General features: G+C 38.4%; 21 protein-coding genes. 7 read left to right on the top strand and 14 right to left on the bottom strand.

Features of this window, described 5'->3' with window-relative positions; all coding sequences use genetic code 11:
• Positions 1 to 94: 94 nt before the first annotated feature.
• From EI546_RS05140 to EI546_RS05170, 7 genes are all read right to left on the bottom strand, one after another.
• Positions 95 to 430 carry a ribonuclease Z gene (locus EI546_RS05140; RefSeq protein WP_128249542.1) on the bottom strand — a complete coding sequence of 112 codons (336 nt, stop codon included), beginning with the start codon at positions 428 to 430 and terminating at the stop codon, positions 95 to 97.
• Positions 420 to 1,355 carry an aspartate carbamoyltransferase catalytic subunit gene (locus EI546_RS05145; protein WP_128249543.1) on the bottom strand — a complete coding sequence of 312 codons (936 nt, stop codon included), beginning with the start codon at positions 1,353 to 1,355 and terminating at the stop codon, positions 420 to 422. Before EI546_RS05145 ends, EI546_RS05140 begins: the two co-directional genes overlap by 11 nt.
• Positions 1,356 to 1,527: 172 nt before the next feature.
• Positions 1,528 to 2,067: a bifunctional pyr operon transcriptional regulator/uracil phosphoribosyltransferase PyrR gene (pyrR, locus tag EI546_RS05150; protein WP_128249544.1), complete on the bottom strand. Its 540-nt coding sequence runs from the start codon at positions 2,065 to 2,067 to the stop codon at positions 1,528 to 1,530.
• Positions 2,068 to 2,196: 129 nt separating this feature from the next.
• Entirely contained in the window at positions 2,197 to 2,691 is a 495-nt protein-coding gene (locus EI546_RS05155; protein WP_240673163.1) for a hypothetical protein, read from the bottom strand.
• Between the two features lie 154 nt (positions 2,692 to 2,845).
• Positions 2,846 to 4,750, bottom strand: a complete 1,905-nt coding sequence (gene rpsA, locus EI546_RS05160; RefSeq protein WP_128249545.1) for a 30S ribosomal protein S1 — start codon at positions 4,748 to 4,750, stop codon at positions 2,846 to 2,848.
• Between the two features lie 324 nt (positions 4,751 to 5,074).
• Positions 5,075 to 7,720 (bottom strand): DNA gyrase/topoisomerase IV subunit A, encoded by a 2,646-nt coding sequence (locus EI546_RS05165; protein WP_128249546.1) that lies wholly within the window; start codon positions 7,718 to 7,720, stop codon positions 5,075 to 5,077.
• Positions 7,721 to 7,889: 169 nt separating this feature from the next.
• On the bottom strand, positions 7,890 to 9,740 hold the full coding sequence (locus EI546_RS05170; RefSeq protein WP_128249547.1) for a DNA topoisomerase IV subunit B: 1,851 nt from the start codon (positions 9,738 to 9,740) through the stop codon (positions 7,890 to 7,892).
• Positions 9,741 to 10,262: 522 nt separating this feature from the next.
• On the opposite strand from EI546_RS05170, the gene EI546_RS05175 reads away from it, so the two are divergent.
• The 3 genes from EI546_RS05175 to EI546_RS05185 are packed head-to-tail and all read left to right on the top strand — an operon-like array spanning position 10,263 to position 12,423.
• A complete protein-coding gene (locus EI546_RS05175) occupies positions 10,263 to 11,186 on the top strand; it encodes a DnaJ C-terminal domain-containing protein (protein WP_128249548.1) in 924 nt (307 codons plus the stop codon).
• The gene (locus EI546_RS05180) at positions 11,186 to 11,476 is read left to right on the top strand and encodes a chaperone modulator CbpM (RefSeq protein ID WP_128249549.1); all 291 of its coding nucleotides are present in this window, start codon (positions 11,186 to 11,188) and stop codon (positions 11,474 to 11,476) included. The genes EI546_RS05175 and EI546_RS05180 overlap by 1 nt, the downstream gene beginning before the upstream one ends.
• Positions 11,477 to 11,526: 50 nt before the next feature.
• On the top strand, positions 11,527 to 12,423 hold the full coding sequence (locus tag EI546_RS05185) for a phosphatase PAP2 family protein (protein WP_128249550.1): 897 nt from the start codon (positions 11,527 to 11,529) through the stop codon (positions 12,421 to 12,423).
• 353 nt (positions 12,424 to 12,776) lie between these two features.
• On the opposite strand, the gene ychF is transcribed toward EI546_RS05185, so the two are convergent.
• A complete protein-coding gene (gene ychF, locus EI546_RS05190; protein WP_128249551.1) occupies positions 12,777 to 13,871 on the bottom strand; it encodes a redox-regulated ATPase YchF in 1,095 nt (364 codons plus the stop codon).
• A gap of 330 nt (positions 13,872 to 14,201) precedes the next feature.
• Between ychF and EI546_RS05195 the strand changes: the two genes are divergently transcribed.
• Positions 14,202 to 14,735: a hypothetical protein gene (locus EI546_RS05195; RefSeq protein WP_128249552.1), complete on the top strand. Its 534-nt coding sequence runs from the start codon at positions 14,202 to 14,204 to the stop codon at positions 14,733 to 14,735.
• 236 nt (positions 14,736 to 14,971) lie between these two features.
• The gene (gene pepE / locus EI546_RS05200) at positions 14,972 to 15,685 is read left to right on the top strand and encodes a dipeptidase PepE (protein ID WP_128249553.1); all 714 of its coding nucleotides are present in this window, start codon (positions 14,972 to 14,974) and stop codon (positions 15,683 to 15,685) included.
• Here pepE and EI546_RS05205 read toward each other — a convergent pair.
• Entirely contained in the window at positions 15,682 to 16,119 is a 438-nt protein-coding gene (locus EI546_RS05205; RefSeq protein WP_317127447.1) for a GNAT family N-acetyltransferase, read from the bottom strand. The two genes, pepE and EI546_RS05205, sit on opposite strands and share 4 nt — an antisense overlap.
• A gap of 38 nt (positions 16,120 to 16,157) precedes the next feature.
• Here EI546_RS05205 and EI546_RS05210 point away from each other — a divergent pair, with 38 nt between their 5' ends.
• A complete protein-coding gene (locus EI546_RS05210; protein ID WP_128249554.1) occupies positions 16,158 to 16,901 on the top strand; it encodes a M15 family metallopeptidase in 744 nt (247 codons plus the stop codon).
• Between the two features lie 158 nt (positions 16,902 to 17,059).
• The gene (gene gpmI / locus EI546_RS05215; protein WP_128249555.1) at positions 17,060 to 18,580 is read left to right on the top strand and encodes a 2,3-bisphosphoglycerate-independent phosphoglycerate mutase; all 1,521 of its coding nucleotides are present in this window, start codon (positions 17,060 to 17,062) and stop codon (positions 18,578 to 18,580) included.
• 4 nt (positions 18,581 to 18,584) lie between these two features.
• Here gpmI and ftsY read toward each other — a convergent pair whose 3' ends face one another.
• From ftsY to EI546_RS05240, 5 genes are all read right to left on the bottom strand, one after another.
• Positions 18,585 to 19,538 (bottom strand): signal recognition particle-docking protein FtsY, encoded by a 954-nt coding sequence (ftsY, locus tag EI546_RS05220; RefSeq protein WP_128249556.1) that lies wholly within the window; start codon positions 19,536 to 19,538, stop codon positions 18,585 to 18,587.
• Between the two features lie 222 nt (positions 19,539 to 19,760).
• Positions 19,761 to 19,913 carry a DUF4295 domain-containing protein gene (locus tag EI546_RS05225; RefSeq protein ID WP_128249557.1) on the bottom strand — a complete coding sequence of 51 codons (153 nt, stop codon included), beginning with the start codon at positions 19,911 to 19,913 and terminating at the stop codon, positions 19,761 to 19,763.
• Positions 19,914 to 19,959: 46 nt separating this feature from the next.
• Positions 19,960 to 20,142, bottom strand: coding sequence for a 50S ribosomal protein L33 (rpmG, locus tag EI546_RS05230; protein ID WP_045081706.1), 183 nt, complete (start codon positions 20,140 to 20,142; stop codon positions 19,960 to 19,962).
• A gap of 27 nt (positions 20,143 to 20,169) precedes the next feature.
• The gene (rpmB, locus tag EI546_RS05235) at positions 20,170 to 20,409 is read right to left on the bottom strand and encodes a 50S ribosomal protein L28 (RefSeq protein ID WP_128249558.1); all 240 of its coding nucleotides are present in this window, start codon (positions 20,407 to 20,409) and stop codon (positions 20,170 to 20,172) included.
• A 78-nt stretch (positions 20,410 to 20,487) separates the two neighbouring features.
• Positions 20,488 to 21,735, bottom strand: coding sequence for a competence/damage-inducible protein A (locus EI546_RS05240; RefSeq protein ID WP_128251539.1), 1,248 nt, complete (start codon positions 21,733 to 21,735; stop codon positions 20,488 to 20,490).
• Between the last annotated feature and the right edge of the window lie 23 nt (positions 21,736 to 21,758).

Consider the following 21,758-nt stretch of genomic DNA (forward strand, 5'->3'; position numbering starts at 1 on the left):
TCGATATAAGATGTACGATTTTTGAGGAACGATGTGGAATTTAGGATTTAATAAAGTTCTACAATCGGCTTCCCATAGCTATCGGAACGTAAATTCAAAATCCTAAATCGCGTTCAATTTCTTCCATTTCAATAATATCTCCTGCTTCTTCCAATGTAGGGACCACAATCATTTCATATGGAATTTCATCAATTGAGATAGCGTCGTTTACGATTACGAAAGATTGTTTGGTTTTGCGGTGAAGGTTGGAAACCTTTAGAAATAGCAGTAGTTCCCCAAGATCCAGAGAATCGTATTGCAGTAGATTCAGTATTACGTTTTGGCCTTTGTATTTAGAAGGAACCTGTGATTCGATAAAAGTGGCGAAATCTGAAATATTATCCTTTTCATCCGTGAGGATAACAAAATTTGGTTGATTCTCAATCTTCATGATGGTCAATTTTTGAAGCTAATAAATATATAACGGCCATACGGATGGCTACACCGTTTTGAACCTGTTCTAAAATAATCGATTGTTTACTGTCTGCAACATCACTGGTAATTTCCACACCTCTGTTTATTGGTCCAGGGTGCATAACTACTATTTCCTTGTTTAACGAATCGAGCAAAGATTTATTCAATCCGAATTGTTGTGTGTATTCACGAGTAGTGGGAAAATAACTAATATCCATTCGTTCATTTTGAACTCGCAACATATTGGCTACATCGCACCATTCAAGTGCCTTTCTCAAATTAGTTTCCACGGTTACGCCCAAACCTTCAATATATTTAGGAATAAGAGTTCTTGGTCCACATACTTTAACTGAGGCCCCAAGCTTTTGAAGGGCAAAAATATTGGAGAGCGCAACTCTTGAATGAAGAATATCACCAACAATTACTACATTTTTTCCGGCAACATCACCAAGTTTCTCAAGAATGGAATAGGCATCCAAAAGAGCTTGCGTGGGATGTTCGTGAGCTCCATCGCCAGCATTAACTATACTAGCTTTGACGTGCTTAGAAAGAAAAACTCCCGCCCCGGGATTGGGATGCCTCATAACTACCATATCTACTTTCATAGATAAGATATTGTTCACCGTATCGATTAAGGTTTCACCTTTGGAGACGGAAGAACTCGAGGATGCAAAATTTATAACATCGGCAGAAAGTCGTTTCTCTGCGAGTTCGAAGGAGAGTTTTGTACGGGTACTGTTTTCAAAAAATAGATTGGCAATAGTTATATCCCGAAGAGAAGGAACTTTTTTAATTGGTCTATTTATTACCTCCTTAAAATGATCTGCCGTCTCGAAGATAAGATGGATATCGGCTTCAGTGATATATTTTATTCCCAATAAGTGGTTTACACTTAATTCCATTCTCTAGATTCTTGTTTCTGGTTTCTGGTTTCTTGTTTCTTACTTCTGGTCTCTAGTTTCTGGTTTCTAGTTTCAGGTTTCCATTTAATAGTTATTGGTTTCTACTTCTAGATTCCAAATATTAAGATGGATGTTGAAGTCATTTCAGAATTCAACTCATAACTCATAACTCTTAACTTTTCACCAAATATACAGCATCTTCTCCTTCATTTTCTTTCCAACATACTTTCACTTTTTCTCCATTGATGGCATCTACCTGTCTTCCTCTATAATCCGGTTGAATAGGCAGATGCCGACTGAAACGTCTATCGATTAATGTTAAGAGTTCTATTTCCATGGGTCTTCCAAAGGATTGTACAGCAGTGAGGGCCGCACGGATACTTCTTCCCGTAAAAAGTACATCGTCTATAAAAACAACTTTTTTATCCTCAACAATAAAATCTATATTAGTTTTGTTCGCTTCAAGAGGTTTTCCACTTCTTCGGAAATCATCTCGATAGAATGTAATATCAAGATATCCCAGTTTTATGTTTTTGATGTTGTATTCATTTTCGAGAAGACTTTTTAGTCTTTCTGCCAAGTAAATTCCTCTAGGTTGTAGACCTATTAATACGGTATTGGAAAAATCGTCGTGATTTTCAATTAATTGGCAAGCCAAGCGGTTCAAAGCGATGCTTATTTCTGTTGCGTTCAGTAACACTTTTTGGCTCATAGTAATCTTTAATATTTGTCCGGATAGCTCTCGATACGGATTTCAAAAATACATTATTTTTTGCTTAGGGATGGCAGCAGAATTCTTTTTTGGCTTAACAATCCATACCTAAATTATAAGAACTATAAATTAATTATAAGACGTGGTAGGAATATTTATTTTCTTCAATTCAGTAATCAACTCAGTCTCCTTTTGCGTACCAATAACAAATCTTTTCCCATTCCTTAATTTGAGAGCCAATCCTTTGCCTCCTTTAATATTATATATCGTTCCATATTTGCTTCCTAGACGAATTCCGTAACCTACAAAGCCATAATCCACTATTTGAGCAGATTCTACTTCACTCCAACTTATATCCTTTTTTAAAAATGGAATGAAACGCATTTTGATACCATCAGAATTAATTTCAGTTATTAAGGTTATGTACCAATTAAAATAAATAAGCCCGAAAATAAATAGGGTGGTAATTACCATAACTAGGTTGGAAACTGGATGATTTCCTACGGGGTTTCCCATAATTAATTGCTCATATATTCCGTAAATAGGCATAATTGCCAATCCAATTAAAATTACCCACATCCACCATTGGGTGAATTTCTGTTTTTCGATAAAATAAATCTTCATAATTGAGTTGCTCTTCGGTTTCAATATTTGAATTCTGGATATAGATGTTTTAAATATATTCTTTTAAAGCGTTAGGATTACTACAAATACACAAAACAAAAAAACCTTCCTCTTAATGAAAAGAGAAAGGTTCTTTATTATTGAATGGAGGCGATTATTTTTTACCGTCCATTCTGTCTTTAAGCTCTTGAAGCTTGGCATTGGCATCACCAAGGGTTGGCTTGGCTTCTGCTTCGGCTGCTTCTTGTTTTCTCACAGCTTCTTTTACAATTTTCGCTTCTTCGGCTTTATGGATACTCATGTGTGAAGCAACTACTTTCTTGAATTCTTTGTTGAATTCAATAATCACAAATTCGGCTTCATCACCTTTTTTCAACATAGAACCATCTTCCTTTTCAAGATGACGGGTTGGTACAAAAGCAACGATATCGTCGTTGAATTTAATGGTAGCCCCTTTGTCTACTACTTCATCAATTGTAGCAGTATGCTTTGTTCCTACAGCAAATTCATTTTCGTATTTGTCCCAAGGGTTTTCCTCAGTTTGCTTATGACCTAAACTCAATTTACGGCCTTCAACATCCAATTCCAATACCACTACTTCCAAGCTATCACCAATGTTGGTAAATTCGCTTGGGTGTTTGATTTTCTTGGTCCAAGAAAGGTCGCTGATATAGATAAGGCCATCAATACCTTCTTCTAGTTCAACAAAAACACCGAAATTAGTGAAGTTGCGAACAATACCTTTGTGGCGTGAACCTACTGGGTATTTTGCAGTAATATCAGTCCATGGGTCTGGAGTCATTTGTTTGATTCCCAGGCTCATTTTGCGCTCTTCTTTATCCATAGTCAAGATAACTGCTTCAACCTCATCTCCTACTTTTACGAAATCTTGAGCGCTACGCAAGTGCGTGCTCCAAGACATTTCGCTAACGTGGATAAGACCTTCAACACCTTCGGCAACTTCAACAAAAGCACCGTAGTCTGCAATAACAACTACTTTACCTTTTACTTTGTCACCTACTTTAAGTTCATCACCAAGAGCTTCCCAAGGATGTGGGTTCAATTGTTTTAGACCTAATTGGATACGTGTTTTATCTTCATCGAAATCAAGGATTACAACATTCAATTTCTGATCAAGTTCCACGATCTCATTTGGATGGTTGATTCTAGACCAAGAAAGATCGGTAATGTGGACAAGTCCGTCAACACCTCCAAGATCCACAAATACTCCGTAAGAAGTGATGTTTTTAACAACACCTTCAAGTACCTGTCCTTTTTCAAGTTGGCCGATGATTTCTTTTTTCTGCTCCTCAATATCTGCTTCGATAAGTGCTTTATGCGAAACAACAACGTTTTTAAATTCGTGGTTGATCTTAACAACTTTGAATTCCATTGTTTTTCCAACGTACATATCGTAATCGCGGATTGGCTTAACGTCAATTTGAGAACCTGGCAAGAAAGCTTCGATTCCGAAAACATCTACGATCATACCACCTTTTGTGCGGCATTTTACGTAACCGTTAACGATTGTGCTTTCGTCGTGGGCTGCGTTTACACGGTCCCAAGCCTTAATAGTTCTTGCTTTACGGTGGCTAAGGATTAACTGACCTGTACTGTCCTCACGAACGTCGATCAATACTTCTACTTTGTCACCAACTTTTAGATCAGGATTGTAACGGAATTCGTTCAAAGAAACAACGCCCTCACTTTTTGCGTTGATGTCGATGATTGCATCACGGTCTGTGATGAAAACTACTTTTCCTTCAACAACTTCATCATCCAGAGTATCTACGAAATTTTCCTTTACAAGTTTTTCGAATTCTTCTAGCTTACCATCATCGATAGGATCAATGCCCTCTTCGTAATTGTGCCAGTTGAAATCGGCTAGGAATTTCTCAGGATCTCTTTCCTTTAAAGAAACTTCAGCTTTTGGCTTTGAATTTTCTTTTGCCGGAGCATTTTCCGTTGTTGTTTCTTCAGGCATTTCTGCTACTGCGGTTTTTTCCTGTTCTTTTGCAGCCTTTTCTTCAGCTACTTCTTTGTTTGCTTTATCAGCCATTTGTTAAAAAGATTGATTTTCCTTAGTTGAACAACTACTAGAAAATCAAGGGTTTGTATTCTGTGATATTACAAGAACTTGTACGACTATTCCACAGAAGGGTTTGTTTTGTTTAGATTTCAGTTCCTTTTATTCTTGCCTCGTCGCTAAAAGAATTTCGTCCTCTGAAGCTTATTGCGTAAGAGGGGTGCAAAAATAAGGTTTTTCTTTTGAAAATCAAAGAGTTTGGAAATAATGATTGAAATAATTAAAAAGGTACAAGAGAACTATTAAAAATAACTCTTCTTCTGTTCCAAACATTGGAAGAGTTTATGGTTATTAGGATTAAAACAACAACCCCTGACCTGTCTCATCGGTTTTTGAATCTGAATCATCTGTATTGGAAGGTACTGATCCTAATTCGGTTTCTTCAATTACATCCATTTCCTCTGGTTCTACAGGAACTTGGGGCTCATAGGGGAGCGATGGAAGTGCGTTAATTTCGAGAACCTTTTCTTTGGTAAGTTGGTTGCCCATTGCATTTATTCCCTTTATGGCAATGAATTCCTCTAAGTTCAATTCCAGATTTTCATCTCGCTCCTGGCCTCTTTTTTTGGCGAAAACCACTTCTGCCATAGGCTTATAATCGGTAAATATTTTTTCAAGGTAGGAATTGGGATGCTCGGTAATGATAATTTCTTCTTTCTCCGGATGTTCGACCAGGAAACGCTTTACATAAAAAAGTTCTTTTTCTCCCTCCCAGTAGATAGCGCTTAATGGTTTTTTGGGCTCCCATTTCTCAAGGATGATCATATCGTCATCAAACCGTAAGCCTAGATCTGGGGCTACGGTTTTTACCCCACCCTTTTGATTGACGATAAGGAGCCGATCTTCTTTTTTAAATTCTCCGAGAAGTTCTCCTCGCTCATCGACATTTAATCGCTGAACAGAATCATCAAACCATATTTTACGAGGTTTGAGGGTAGATAGACCTTTCTCCTTTAACTCGATTTTTCTTATGGGATATTTGGTGACTATATTTCCTTTCGAATTTCGTCCTTTGACCAATTGATCTGCAAAATCCAGATCGAATTTCAACTTTTTTATGCTTCCGGTTTGACGCAAATAAATAGTTACAAGCTCTGCTTCGCCATTAGGATTCGCAGTGAAATATAGCATTTTGGATCCCTTTGCTCCGTTGGTTAAATCATATTCCCTGTCTCGGGTTACGGAAGTTACGGCAAAGCGTTTTACATAATTCGCCCCACGAGCTCCGTCTTTGTAAATAATATTGTAAATGGTGCGTTTATCCTTTTTCTTAAACACGGCAACATGAACGATTCCCTTCCCTACAAATGTTTTGGCATCGACTTTAGTTACCATCATTTTTCCATCTTCGGTAAATACAATAATATCGTCAATATCACTGCAATCTGCAACGTACTCATCCCGCTTTAAGCTTGTTCCCACAAATCCTTCAGCGCGGTTGACATAAAGTTTTGTGTTTCTGATTACAACCTTCGTTGCCTCTATATCATCAAAAGCGCGGATCTCTGTTTTTCGTTCACGGCCCGCACCGTAATCTTTTTTAAGTCGTTTGAAATAATCTATTGCATATTCAATAAGATGCTCTAGATGAAATTTGACCTGCGCAATACTTTCCTCTAAGGACTCTATCTTCTGCTGGGCTTTATCAATGTCAAATTTGGAAATTCTCTTAATCCGGATTTCAGTCAACCGGACGATATCCTCTTCAGTAACCGCACGTTTTAAATGTTGGATATGTGGCTGTAAACCTTTATCAATTGCAGAAATTACTCCTTCCCAAGTTTCTTCCTCCTCAATGTCACGATAGATCCTATTTTCGATAAAAATCCGTTCTAAGGAAGCGAAATGCCATTGTTCTTCCAATTCGTCCAATTGGATTTCCAGTTCCTTTTTAAGCAATTCCACGGTCCGGTCCGTACTTCTTCTGAGCATTTCCGAAACGCCGATAAACAGGGGCTTGTTGTCCTCGATAACACAACCCAAAGGGGAGATTGAAGTCTCGCAGGCGGTAAAGGCATAGAGTGCATCGATGGTTTTATCTGGAGAAATTCCGCTGGGCAGATAGATGTGGATCTCAACTTCGGCAGCGGTATTATCTTCAATCTTCTTGATTTTAATCTTTCCTTTTTCGTTAGCCTTTAGGATAGTGTCAATAAGGGATGAAGTATTGGTTCCAAAAGGAATTTCGGTAATTACAAGACTGTTTTTATCCAGCTGGTTTATCCTGGCCCGGCTACGGATTTTTCCTCCGCGCATCCCGTCATTATAATTTGCGATATCCATTATTCCGCCCGTGGGGAAATCGGGATAAATTTGGAATCTTTTGCCTTGTAAATGCTTAATCGAAGCATCAATCAGTTCCAAGAAGTTGTGCGGTAGGATTTTAGTGGAAAGGCCAACGGCAATTCCTTCTGCACCTTGGTTTAACAATAACGGAAATTTAACCGGTAGATTGATCGGTTCTCTTCTTCGACCGTCATACGATGCCTGCCAAGTAGTTACCTTCGGATTAAAAACCACATCCAATCCAAATTTTGAGATTCTCGCCTCAATATATCTTGAAGCCGCGGCGCCATCACCAGTAAGAATATTTCCCCAGTTCCCTTGGGTATCAATCAGAAGGTCTTTTTGCCCAATTTGAACCATTGCATCGGCAATACTTGCATCACCGTGCGGATGATACTGCATGGTGTGCCCAACAATATTTGCAACTTTATTGTACCTGCCATCATCCAAATCTTTCATGGACTGCATAATCCGTCGTTGAACAGGTTTAAAACCATCTTCAATCGCGGGAACGGCACGTTCCAGGATTACGTAACTGGCATAGTCTAAAAACCAGTCACGGTACATACCAGTAACCTTGGTAATGGTTTCCTCGGAAGAATTATTTTCTCCTTTTGGAATTAAGTTGTCTTCATTATTGTCGAGTTCGTCACTCATATTTCTGTTTCCAAATTTCTGGTTTTAAACTTCCAAATCTGGAGATTCTTTTATTTATTCTACGATTTTCACGCAGAGTTACACTTAGTTTTCGCAGAGTTACGCGGAGAGTTTCTCCATAAATGTTTAAAAAAATTACTGCACACTGCTACTGAACACCGAACACTTTTTATTCTTCCACCCTGTCCAATTCAACCTTCAAATTTTCAATAATAAATTCTTGTCTATCTGGAGTGTTTTTTCCCATATAGAAAGAAAGCAATTCCTCAATACTTATAGATTTATCGAGCATAACAGGATCTAATCGAATATCATTTCCTATAAAATGTTTGAATTCATCAGGAGAGATTTCACCCAATCCTTTAAATCGGGTGATTTCCGGCTTTGGTTTCAACTTTTCAATGGCGTTGATCCGTTCTTCATCGGAATAACAGTAAATAGTTTCCCGTTTGTTTCGCACTCTAAAAAGTGGAGTCTGCAAAATATATAAATGTCCTTCCTTTATAAGTTCAGGGAAAAACTGAAGAAAAAACGTAATCAACAGTAAGCGGATATGCATTCCGTCCACATCGGCATCCGTGGCGATAACAATATTGTTATAGCGCAAATCTTCCATGGAATCTTCAATGTTCAAGGCAGCTTGCAACAAATTGAATTCCTCGTTTTCATAAACAATTTTCTTCGACATTCCGTAGGTGTTCAAAGGTTTTCCTCGAAGTGAAAAAACTGCCTGGGTATTTACATCCCGACTCTTGGTAATGCTTCCGCTAGCGGAATCACCTTCGGTTATAAAAAGAGTTGATTCTAAGTTTCGTTCATTTTTAATATCGGCCAAATGCACACGACAATCCCGTAATTTCTTGTTGTGGAGATTTGCTTTTTTGGCCCTATCTCTTGCCAACTTCCTTATCCCGCTGAGTTCTTTTCTTTCTCTTTCGGCCTGGACTATTTTTTTGTGAATAGCTTCTGCGGTCTCCGGATTTTTATGAAGATAATTATCTAACTGTGTTTTTAAAAAATCATTGATAAAAGTCCGCACCGTTGGTAGTTCGCCCCCCATATCGGTACTTCCGAGCTTGGTTTTGGTCTGACTCTCGAATACCGGTTCCATAACCTTGATGCTGATTGCCGAAACAATTGATTTGCGCACATCGCTGGCATCATAGTTTTTATTGTAAAATTCGCGGATCGTTTTTACCAATGCCTCCCGGAAAGCGGCCAAATGCGTTCCTCCCTGCGTTGTATTCTGTCCGTTTACAAAACTGTGATATTCCTCGCTATACTGAGTCTTACTGTGGGTTATGGCCACTTCTATATCCTCTCCGCGAAGATGGATTATTGGATAAGCCATATCCTCTTCGCTAATGGTCTCGCTCAATAAATCCTTTAATCCATTTTCGGAATAAAATTTTTCACCATTGAAATCTATGGTCAGTCCCGGATTGAGATAGACATAGTTTTTCAACATTTTTACCACATATTCGGTACGATATTTAAAGTTTTTAAAAATCCCCTCGTCCGGTATAAAAACAACCTTGGTCCCTTTTCGCTTTGTAGAATCTTCAATCTGTAAATCGTGGGTAAGTTCTCCCAAGGAGAATTCCGCAGCTTTCATTTGATTATCCCGAACAGACTCCACCTTGAAAAAAGAGGAAAGCGCATTTACTGCTTTTGTTCCCACTCCATTCAATCCTACAGATTTTTTAAAAGCGCGGCTATCGTACTTACCACCTGTATTCATTTTGGAAACTACGTCCACCACTTTCCCCAAAGGAATTCCGCGGCCGTAGTCCCGTACTTTTACTTCTTTTTCTTTAATGCGTACCTCAATAGTTTTTCCGGCACCCATTACAAACTCATCGATACAGTTGTCGATAACCTCTTTTAAAAGAATATAGATACCGTCGTCAGGCGAAGAACCATCGCCTAGTTTACCAATATACATCCCAGGACGCATACGGATATGCTCTTTCCAATCGAGGGAACGGATATTGTCTTCGGTATATTGGGTATCAATCATAAGAATTTAATGTAGGATGGCTAATATAATTATACGGGAGCACTTGTGAAACCAATACTTCGGAAAGTAATCAACAATAAAGGAGCACCTATTGTTAGTAATTTATTTCGCTTCCAAAGGTCACGATTATTCCCATTTTTTTCAATAAAATACTATTTAATTTCAACATAAAAAAAGAAACAAAAAAGAGATGGTTATTTGGACAGTCAATCCGCTATTTTTTAAAAGAGCCAATTTATTGGAACCTAATTATAATTAAGACCCGCAGAAAAGAACTGCTAAATTTTTGTGAAGATGTCAAGCTCTATTTAGCTAAGTAAAATAGATTTTATAATTTCATATCTCCCTAACGCGGCAGATCATATTAATTTAATTGAAATTGAAGAACACACCAAGTACAATTCCCCAATGTAAAAGATCGGTACTTAAAGTTGCAACTGGGAAAGGAAGCCATTTATTTCTATTTCAATTCTTGAGAAAGAAGTAAATTTGAGAAAATCATTACAAAAACAACAAATCTGAATGGAATTCATTGATTATTACAAAGTTCTGGGAGTTGATAAAAAGGCATCCGCCACGGAAATCAAAAAAGCATATCGCAAACTGGCGCGCAAGCTTCATCCAGATTTAAATCCCAACGACAAGACGGCTCAACAAAAATTCCAACAAATTAATGAAGCCAACGAAGTATTGAGTGATCCCGAAAAGCGCAAAAAATACGACCAATACGGAAAAGATTGGCAGCACGCCGATGCTTTTGAAGAACAAAAAAGGCAACAGCAGCAAGGTGGCGGGGGTTTTGGAGGATTTGGGGGTGGAAGACGTTATACATCTGGCGGACAAGAATTTGATGAAAGCCAGTTTTCAGACTTCTTTGAATCTATGTTCGGCGGATCTGGCGGTTTCGGTGGTGGCCAGCGAAGACAGACGGGGCAGTTTAAAGGCCAGGATATGAATGCCACATTAAGACTGAATTTAACTGATATTCTCAACAGCCAAAAACAGACCATCAGTCTTGGTGAGAAGAAAATCAGACTTACTATACCGGCGGGGGTAGAAGATGGGCAGACTATAAAAATAAAAGGCCATGGCGGCGAAGGAAGAAATGGTGGGCCAAAAGGAGATTTATACATCACTTTTGAGATATTCAACAACACCCAATTCAAAAGACTTCAAAGCGATTTGTATTCCACCGAGGAAATATCTCTCTATACGGCGATACTTGGTGGGGAAATTACTGTCGACACTTTAACAGGACAGGTGAAACTGAAGGTAAAACCCGGAACCCAAAACGACACCAAAGTTAAATTGAAAGGAAAGGGAGTGCCCAAGTATAAAAAGGAAGGTCAAAATGGAGATTTATACATTACCTATAAAATTGCATTGCCCATGAATCTTTCAGAAAAAGAAAAGGAATTGTTTACCGAACTTTCAAAACTCAGATAATGGCGATGGAAAAATATATTTTAGTTCGAGTTTTTAGCGAACAGGCTCAAATAGAGGATGAATTTCTTAGGAACCTAAACGATTATGGATTGATATCCTTTGAGGAACGGGAAAATGAAGTTTTTATAGATGAAAGCGATATTTCAGAAATAGAACGAATGTTTAGGCTGCATCACGATCTCGGAATTAATTATGAAGGACTTGATGCGATAAAACAAATGCTGAATCGTATGCATGCCCTGGAAAAAGAGATGGACTTACTTCGGAAGAGGTTGGGTCTGTATGAATAGTACAAAACCTAGAAAACCGAGAATTTAGCTCGTCAAATAAAGCCACATAGATGAAAGTAAAAGCACTAATCCTTGCTCTGATATTCCCATTTTATTTCAACGCACAAACAGTTAACACCCACCCAGAAGTCTCAGATACTTTCTCTAGCTACCAGGACGATGAATCCGTTTCCCCATATGAATGGCAATGGTTAAAGGATGGGATATGGACAGGAACGGGAATTGGATTGAGCGCGCTAGGGCTTTCTATTATTAAAAAGAAAGATGATCTTCCGGAAAACGAGATTCCTAGTTTTAAGGACCCTGTTCTGCTGCAGGAAAAAATTGACAATCTCAACTTTTTGGATAGATGGGTAGCGGGAAAACATAGTGAAAAAGCAAGTTCCCTAAGCGATATTCCTTTTGCACTCTCCTTCGCCGCTCCTCTTGCCCTTCTTTTTGACGATGACATAAACGATCATACCGGTAAATATGTAGGCTTATACATTGAGAGCCTCGCTACCACAGCTGCAATCTATACTCTTTCAGCGGGTTTGATTGATAGAAGTCGGCCGTATGTGTATGACAATAGCGGAGATACCGATGACGATAGAAGATTTCTAAACAATGGACAACGTTCTTTTTACTCCGGGCACGTTGCGGCTACGGCCACTGCAACTTTCTTTGCCGCCAAAGTCTATACAGATTTTCATCCAAATGTTCAGGGAAAAGTATTTATTTGGGCGGGAGCAGCCACCCTTCCGGCGGCAGTTGGAATTTTGAGAATGGAAGCCGGTCAACATTTCCTGACGGATGTCCTTTTGGGATATGTACTGGGCGCAAGTACAGGAATTTTGGTGCCCGAACTTCATAAGAAGAAAAATAAAAATGTCGATTTATATCCTACTTCGGGAACTGGTTTTAATGGCGATTCATACAACGGAATGGCATTTCGATATACTTTTTAGATGAGGTAAAGTAGATTCTGGATATTGGTTGTGAGTAATATGAAATAAACTATAGGCCGGGACGATTGGAAATACTAGAAATTAGTGGATTATATGTTACTCGTAAATCTCATCACGAATTCACCAATATTTTATATTTATTTACTAACCTGTCCTTGGTAGACAGAAAATGGAAACAAGAGGTATCTCAAAACAATACCGAATTATTCACAATTGACAAACTAGGTAGACTTCTTTATCTCACCACGAATTCACGATTATCTTTCTTGGGTAAATTCCCTAATCCGCTACCAGATTGGTAGTATAGTGGAAATTAAAAATCAACGTTTAGATTTCTGAAATGTGGAGCAAGGTTATACGTTAAAACGGAAATGCATAACATCGCCATCCTTAACAATATATTCCTTTCCTTCCACGCCCATTTTTCCCGCTTCCTTTACTTTGGCCTCACTGCCATAGGTTACAAAATCATCATATTTGATAACTTCCGCACGGATGAAACCTTTTTCGAAATCAGAATGGATAACCCCAGCAGCTTGTGGTGCCGTAGAACCAACGGGAATTGTCCAAGCCCTTACCTCCTTTACTCCTGCGGTAAAATAGGTTTGTAGATTCAATAATTTATAGGCACTGCGAATCAGCTTAGCCGAGCCTGCTTCGTCCAGGCCCAAATCCTCAAGAAACATTTGTCGCTCTTCATAAGTATCCAACTCTGTAATATCGGCCTCTGTGCCAACTGCCAGAACAATAACCTCAGCATTCTCCCCCGCAACAGCTTCCTTTACTCGGTTTACATATTCATTACCTGAAACAGCGGAGTCCTCATCAACATTACAGACATATAATACTGGCTTATCCGTAATAAACTGAGAAGATGTTATAAATTCAACCCGTTCCTCCTCAGATAAATCAATGGCGCGGACGGAAATTCCAGCTTCCAACCCACTCTTAACCTTCATTAAGGCTGTCTCTTCTTTCTGAGCATCTTTATTTCCTGTGCGAGCAGCACGTTTTACCTTTTCAAGCTTTTTATCAACGGTTTCCAAATCCTTCAGCTGAAGCTCCATATCGATGGTTTCCTTATCTCTAATCGGATTGACATTTCCGTCCACATGCACGATATTGTCATTATCAAAGCATCGCAGAACATGAAGGATCGCATCTGTCTCACGAATATTACTAAGAAACTGATTTCCCAAGCCTTCTCCTTTGCTTGCACCCTTAACAAGACCGGCGATATCCACAATCTCTACGGTTGCCGGAAGAACACGTTCCGGGCGAACCAATTCCTCCAACTTCAACAAACGTGGGTCTGGTACATTTACTACCCCAATATTGGGCTCTATAGTACAAAAAGGGAAGTTTGCACTCTGTGCCTTGGCATTGGACAAACAATTAAAAAGAGTTGATTTCCCTACATTGGGCAATCCGACGATACCTGCTTTCATTCATTCTTTTTTAGGAAAAACCTCCACTTTAAAAAGAGGTCGGTTTTACGGAGTGCAAATATACATTTTCAAACCTAATTTTTTGTAGTACAAAAAACAGTTTTCAGAAAAGAATGTGATGGTTAATAATAGAGATAATAACCACAAAATGCTGCTACAAAATTCTTGGGTGCTTTCAAATCAAAGAGATATAAATCAATGCTTATGATTTCTTATAAATAGCTATTTTATTTATGAAATATGTCAAATTTAGCAAATGATTACAACGAGGTTGTATTAAATTAACATTTAGGCAGTGTACTTTTACCTCCAACATCAAAACAAGAAATTATGAAAAAGCTAGTATTAATTTTCGCTCTTGCGGCATTTACTGTAAGTTTTGCCCAAGAAAATGTAGATAAGAAAAAAGAAACTGTCGTTACGAAAACTGCTGTAAAAGACAATAAAGGGGTTGAGGTTTCCAGCAAGGCTGTCTCAAAAAGTGAACAGCAACAATTAAAGCTGAATGCCAACAATCCAAATCAGGTAAATCAGGAGGTTGTCATGAATCCGGTAAAAGTAGATACTGATGTTACTTATGGCTATGAAGGCAACAGGTTTAAGTTTATGAGCCAAAAGGATGAAGAAGGATATAGATTGATGACGGTTAAGGATAATGCTACAAATAATGAATATGCCATTATAAAACCAACTTCTCAAAATGGATATTATATCTATTCACAAAATGGAAAATCCTCCTTTGGTTATTTTAACGAAGAAGGAAATTTTGTGGTAGAAAGTTATGATCCAAAAACAGATGCGATTGTAAGTCAAGTTTATAAATTAGAAATGGATGGTCAGAAACAGCTAAAAGGGAATAAGTAATAGATTTTTTTATAGACTACCCCCAGCAATAAGAAAGAACCGTTTCACAATATAAAAAATGTGAAACGGTTTTTTATTTGCAGTATTTGAAGCACCCGGTATTATTTGATTTATAAATGAAAAACTGAAGATCTAAACCTCATCGAAGAATCCTGCAGAACTATTCTACTTCGGCCAGAAATTATTTAAGAAGTTCTTTTCTATGGTTAGCTTTACCAATTAAAATAAAACTGAAAATGAAAAATCTAATTGTTGCAAGTACAAGTACGGTATATGGTGGAAATTATCTGGATTACCTATATGATGAGATAGCCGAGCTTTTTAAAGATACGGACGAAGTTATATTTATTCCCTACGCAAGGCCTGGAGGAATCAGTCACGAAGAATATTCTGCCAAGGCCTCCCATGCATTTAAAAAGATAGGGAAAAAGTTACGAGGACTCCATACTTTTGAGAATCCAGTGGAAGTACTAAATAGAGTAAATGGAATATTTACCGGTGGCGGAAATACGTTCGTTTTGGTAAATGCTCTTTATGGGTTAAAATTAATGCAACCTCTTCGGGAAGCGATTTTCAATGGACTACCATATTTAGGTACCAGTGCCGGTAGCAATATTTGTGGGGTTTCTATGCAGACCACTAATGATATGCCAATTGTTTATCCACCTTCGTTTAAAACTTTGGGCGTTATTCCTTTTAACCTAAACCCGCATTATTTAGATCCCGATCTAAACAGCACCCATATGGGTGAAACACGTGAAACTCGGATTGCGGAATTTCATACTCAAAATACGATCCCTGTTATCGGAATTCGGGAAGGAAGTTGGCTACGGGTAAAAGGAGACGAAATTAAATTAAAAGGTGAATTAAGCGCTCGGGTTTTTAGACAGGGGAAGGAACCTTATGAAATTGAAAGTGAAACCACCTTGAATTCTTCTATTCTTGATTAATTCAACTCTTTGATGAAGTGATATCCCTTGGCTACAAATCCTTGATTATAATAGAATTTATGTGAAAGAAAATTGTGGACATAGGTATTCAGTTCAATCCAATTGCATTTCTTGTTTCGGGCATAGTCATACACAAAATCCATTAACTTTTTTCCTAAGCCCTGGTTGCGGTAATTTTCATCTATGATTACATGGTCTATTTCAAGGCTTCGTCCAGCATAGTGTCGTGTTTGAAACCATAAGCCACAAGTACCAATTAATTTATCGGAATCGTAAACACCCAGACACTCATAATTTTGCTGTGCCATTTCCAATAACCGCTCTCTCAAAACGGTTTCCTCTATAGAATAATGTCCGAGTTTTTGAATAAATGGAAGAATACACAAAATCTCGGAAGGCTCAATAATGCGAATGTTAATTGAGATATCTTTCAAATTAATGGTAATTTTATAGCCTCATATATTTTGTATTAATGAAGCGTCACGAATTTATTAAAATTTCTGGTCTTGCCGGTTTAGGGGTGGCCATTTTTCCAAATTTTTCTTTTAAAAATTTTTCTGAAGAATTTACCCGAAACCAACTTATTGGTAAAGGAAACCCGGATATTATTGGTGACAGCTATACTTCCAAAATGAACAAATTGACCAAGGAAGCTTTTAACAAAATGAAGGTAGCGGCAGCCAAGGAAAACATAAATCTTGAGGTTGTCTCGGCATATAGAAGTTTCCAGCGCCAAAAAGAAATCTTTGAGGGCAAATACAGACGATTTACTTCTCAAGGACTTTCGCCTGAAAATGCAATAGAGAAAATAATTGAATACTCTACGATTCCCGGCACATCGCGTCATCATTGGGGAACGGATCTGGATATTATCGATGCAAATGCCCCAAGGCCAGCAAATGTTTTGATGCCTGAGAATTTCCACGGACTTGGCCCCTATTGCAATTTGAAAGTTTGGCTTGACAAAAACGCCCATAAATTTGATTTTATAGAAGTTTACACTGATAATGGGAACCGAAAAGGATTTAGATATGAACCCTGGCATTTTAGCTATGCACCAGTTTCAATCCCAATGTTGAGGGAATACCAACAAAAAATTGATGTGAAGAAAATGCTTTCTGAAGAAAAGATTTTAGGAAATGAATTTTTCTCAGAAGCTTTTGTGGATAGATACGTGAAGGAGAATATTTTGGATATTAATCCGAAGCTTTTATAGCAGTAGCAGTAGCAATAGCAGTAGCAGTAGAAGTAGAAGTAGCAAAAATTTAAAAAATTTGGAAACCAGAATTCCAGTTCTCATGTATATATTCATGGACCCCTAAACGGTTAAACCCAGAAACTCTCAAACTCATAACCCCTTCGTATCTTTGCACAATGGAAAAGAAAGTACTATTAATGATCCTCGATGGATGGGGAATCACACAGAACCCAGCTGTATCCGCAATTGCTCAAGCGAACACTCCATTTATTGATTCTCTTTATAAAAATTATCCCCACGCCCAATTACTTACGGACGGTATGAATGTGGGACTTCCCCTTGGTCAAATGGGAAATAGTGAAGTAGGCCATATGAATCTTGGCGCTGGACGAATTGTCTATCAAGATTTGGCTAAAATAAACATGGCGGTTGAGCGTGGAACTCTAAAGGATGAACCTGAATTAAAAGAAGCCTTCAAGTATGCCAAGTCGCATAATAAACCTGTTCACTTTATAGGTCTTGTATCCAACGGAGGGGTACACTCGCATATTGATCATCTCCTAGGATTATTGTCCGTTGCAGGAGCAGAAGGAGTTAAGGATATTAATGTTCATGCTTTTACAGACGGTCGTGACGTGGATCCACATTCCGGAAAAGAGTTTATCCAGAAATTAGAAAATTACTTAGATAAAACTGGAGGAAAATTAGCGTCTATAATCGGACGCTATTACGCAATGGACCGGGACAGACGTTGGGAACGAGTAAAAAAAGCTTACGATCTTCTTCGCTTCGGAATCGGGAAACCTTCCCACAATGCTATAAAAAGCATAGAAGAAAGTTATGCAGATGGAATTACCGATGAGTTTATCGAACCCATAGTAATGGTTGATCAAGCCGGAAAACCCGTTGCAACGATCGATGAAGGAGACGTTGTAATTTTCTTCAATTTTAGAACCGATCGCGGCCGACAACTCACAGAAGTTCTGACACAAAAAGATCATGAGGATTTCAGAATGAAGACCATTCCACTTTATTTTGTCACTCTTACCAATTATGATGCTTCCTTCGGAAATATTCATGTGGTTTATAACAAAGAGAATTTGCACGATACTTTAGGGGAAATATTAGAGAAAAATGGCAAGAAACAAATCCGAATTGCTGAAACTGAAAAGTATCCGCACGTAACCTTCTTCTTTTCAGGTGGACGTGAAATACCTTTTGAAGGTGAAAAAAGAATTCTTTGTCCCTCTCCTACTGTTGCGACTTACGACCTAAAACCCGAGATGAGTGCTTTTTCTATACGCGATATGATACTGCCTGAAATTGAAAAGGAAACTGCCGATTTTATATGCTTGAATTTTGCCAATCCAGATATGGTTGGACATACGGGTGTTCTATCGGCTGCCAAAAAGGCCTGTGAAACTGTAGATCTTTGCGCCAAAGCAATTGTTGAAAAAGCCTTGGAAAGTCACTATATAACAATTATTATAGCCGATCACGGTAATAGTGAGACTATGATAAATCCCGATGGCTCTCCCAACACAGCTCACACTACCAATCCGGTGCCAATTATTGTAGTCGATAATGATATCAAATCGGTGAAAGATGGAATCTTAGCAGATATTGCCCCTACAATACTTCATCTGATGCAAATTCCGAAGCCGGAAATAATGGATCGAAATTCTTTGGTAGAATAAAATCTTATTTAAAGAATGAATCAACAAATTCAATTTTGTTGAAAACCTGCAGATCTTCCATTCCTTCGCCTACCCCAATGTATTTAACGGGAATTTGGAACTGGTCGCTTATTCCTATTACCACGCCTCCTTTTGCCGTACCATCTAGCTTGGTAACTGCTAATGAGGTTACCTCCGTGGCAGCGGTAAAATGTTTCGCTTGTTCAAATGCATTTTGGCCCGTAGAACCATCTAAAACCAGAAGGACTTCGTGGGGCGCATCTGGAATAACCTTCTGCATTACTCTTTTTATTTTGGTGAGTTCATTCATTAAGTTCACCTTATTATGAAGCCGTCCTGCGGTATCGATAATAATTACATCCGCATTTTGGTTCACACCACTTTTTAGCGTATCAAAAGCCACGCTCGCAGGATCACTGCCCATACTCTGTTTTACTATTGGAACGTTTGTACGGTCGGCCCATATTTGTAATTGGTCTATCGCTGCGGCACGAAAAGTATCCGCTGCACCCAGAATAACATTTTTTCCTGCTTTATTAAACTGGTATGCGAGCTTTCCGATTGTGGTAGTTTTTCCAACTCCGTTAACTCCAACTACCATTATAACGTAAGGTTTTTTATAAAGCGGAACATCAAAATCGGTGGCATTGCCAGAGTCAATCTCGCTCAAAAGACCTGAAATTTCTTCTCGGAGAATTTTATTCAATTCATCTGTACCCAAATATTTGTCCTTGGATACACGCGCCTCAATTCTATCAATAATCTTCAGGGTGGTGTTAACACCTACGTCGCTAGAAACGAGAACTTCTTCCAGGTTGTCCAAGACATCATCATCGACCTTGCTCTTCCCGGCAACGGCTTTGCTCAGTTTGTCAAAAAAAGAGATTTTTGATTTTTCAAGGCCTTTGTCGAGAGTTTCCTTTTTCTCTTTCGAAAATATTTTTTTAAATAAGCTCATTTTTTAGTTGTCGGTGGTCAGTGGTAAGTAGTAGTGGTCTGTAGTCTGTAGTCAGTAATTAGTGAATCAGTATTCTTAAAAAAGAGTTGTAGTTCGAAAAGTCGTGGTTCAAAAAGTCTCTTCATTCAACAATAATTAAAACTGAAACCGTTATCAATTAACAAAAATACGAAAAGCCACCTTCGTAAAAAAGTGGCTTCCTCCAAATAATTTCTTGGTAGGTTATTTCTTGTTCAACCAGTCACTCACCATTTCTGGCGGCATAACTGCTTCCTTAAAAGTATAGGCCCCAGTCTTGTCAGACTTTACCATTTTAATAGCCTTGGTCAAACGCTTTGATCCGGTTTGTAAAGTTGCTACTGATTTCTTTGCCATTTCTCTATATTTTATTTGATAAATTCTGTAAGATGAAAATATCCAATTATTTAATTTCTTTGTGAACGGTCATCTTTTTTAGGATTGGGTTGAATTTCTTCAACTCCATCCTGTCCGGAGTGTTCTTTTTGTTTTTTGTGGTAATGTAACGAGAAGTTCCTGGCTTTCCAGATTCCTTGTGCTCGGTGCACTCAAGTATCACTTGAACTCTATTTCCTTTTTTGGCCATGGTAAGGGACTTTAATATTTATTGCAATTATTTGGTCAAAAAGCCTTTTACGCGAGCATCTTTAATGACCGCGGAAATACCCTTTTTATTGATGTTTTTGATAGCTGAAGCAGATACACGCAAAGTTATCCATTTATCTTCTTCAGGGATGTAAAAGCGCTTTTTCAACAAATTCACATCAAACTTACGTTTGCTTTTGTTCATAGCGTGCGATACGGTGTTTCCAACCATCGCCTTCTTTCCGGTAAGCTCACAAACTCTAGACATTTCCTTAACTTATTTTGAGTTATTTTTAAACAGGGTGCAAATTTATGTAATTAATTCCTGATGTACAAGAAAAGGAAATTAGTTTTTCAAAATTTCTTTGCGCAACATCTCAAATGCTTTGTTGGCCGTTTTCTCTATCACCCGAAAACGGTCGTTTCCAAATTGAAATTTCTCGGAAACCACACCCGACGGAGTTGCTATAGCAATACAAACCGTCCCAATTTCATCATCTCCGTCTCCCTTTGTTGGTCCGGCAATTCCCGTAGTAGATATGGAATAATCTGATTGAAAAAGCTCGTTAGATTTAATCGCCATCGCTTCGGCAACAGGAATACTTACTACATTATATTTCTCTATTAACTCACTTGGAATTCCTAATATTTTAGTCTTGTAGCTGGTTTCATAAGGTATTACTCCTCCTCTAAAAAATGAGGAAATTCCCGGATAACGCGTAATTTCAGAAGCTATCCTTCCGCCTGTACAACTCTCGGCAATACTCAGGAATTTATTCTGAGCCATCAGCATTTTGCCTATTTGCTCTACCATTGACGTTTCATCCTCAAAACCTATCGCTATATCGGATAACAGGCCTTCCAGTGTTTCCATCTGCCTATTGACGCTCTCAACAACTTCTCGTTTGTTAGTTCCCGAAGAAGATAGTCTGAGCCTTACTTTGCCCAATGACGGCAAATAAGCTAGATTTAAGTCCGTGGGAAGCGAATTTTCCCAATCTGCTATTCTTTCAACAATGGCAGTTTCGCCCAGACCATAGGTCAATAAAGTTTTATGATAGATGAATGGGCGATCGAATCTTTTTTCAATTTTTGGCAATACCTCCTCCATCAATAACCGCTTCATCTCAAAGGGTACTCCGGGAAGAGATACGAATACCGTTCCGTCCTTCTCCATCCACATTCCAGGAGCGGTTCCGTGATAGTTCATCAAGACAGTGGCCTTTGAAGGAACTTTAGCCTGAAGAAGATTTGCTTCTAAGGGTAGATTAAGATGAAACTTTTTAAACAACTGCCGAATGTTTTCCCCAACTTCGGGATTGTCCACTAGTTCATCTTCAAAAAAATCGCAAAAAGTTTGTTTTGTGATATCGTCCTTTGTTGGACCAAGTCCTCCTGTTACAATTACCAGATTAACGCGCTCATTTGCTACTTCAAAAGATTTTAGAATATGTTCGCGATTGTCTTGGACGGATGTTATTTGATAAACTTTTACGCCTATTCTATCCAATTCCTTGGAAATATATGCCGAATTGGTATCGACAATTTGGCCAATAAGAATCTCATCCCCTATGGTGATTATTTCCGCTAACATTTCGAATTTTGAATCTTTCAATT

The sequence above is a fragment of the Aequorivita sp. H23M31 genome, from assembly GCF_004022485.1.
In the GTDB taxonomy this organism is placed as follows: Bacteria; Bacteroidota; Bacteroidia; order Flavobacteriales; family Flavobacteriaceae; genus Aequorivita; species Aequorivita ciconiae.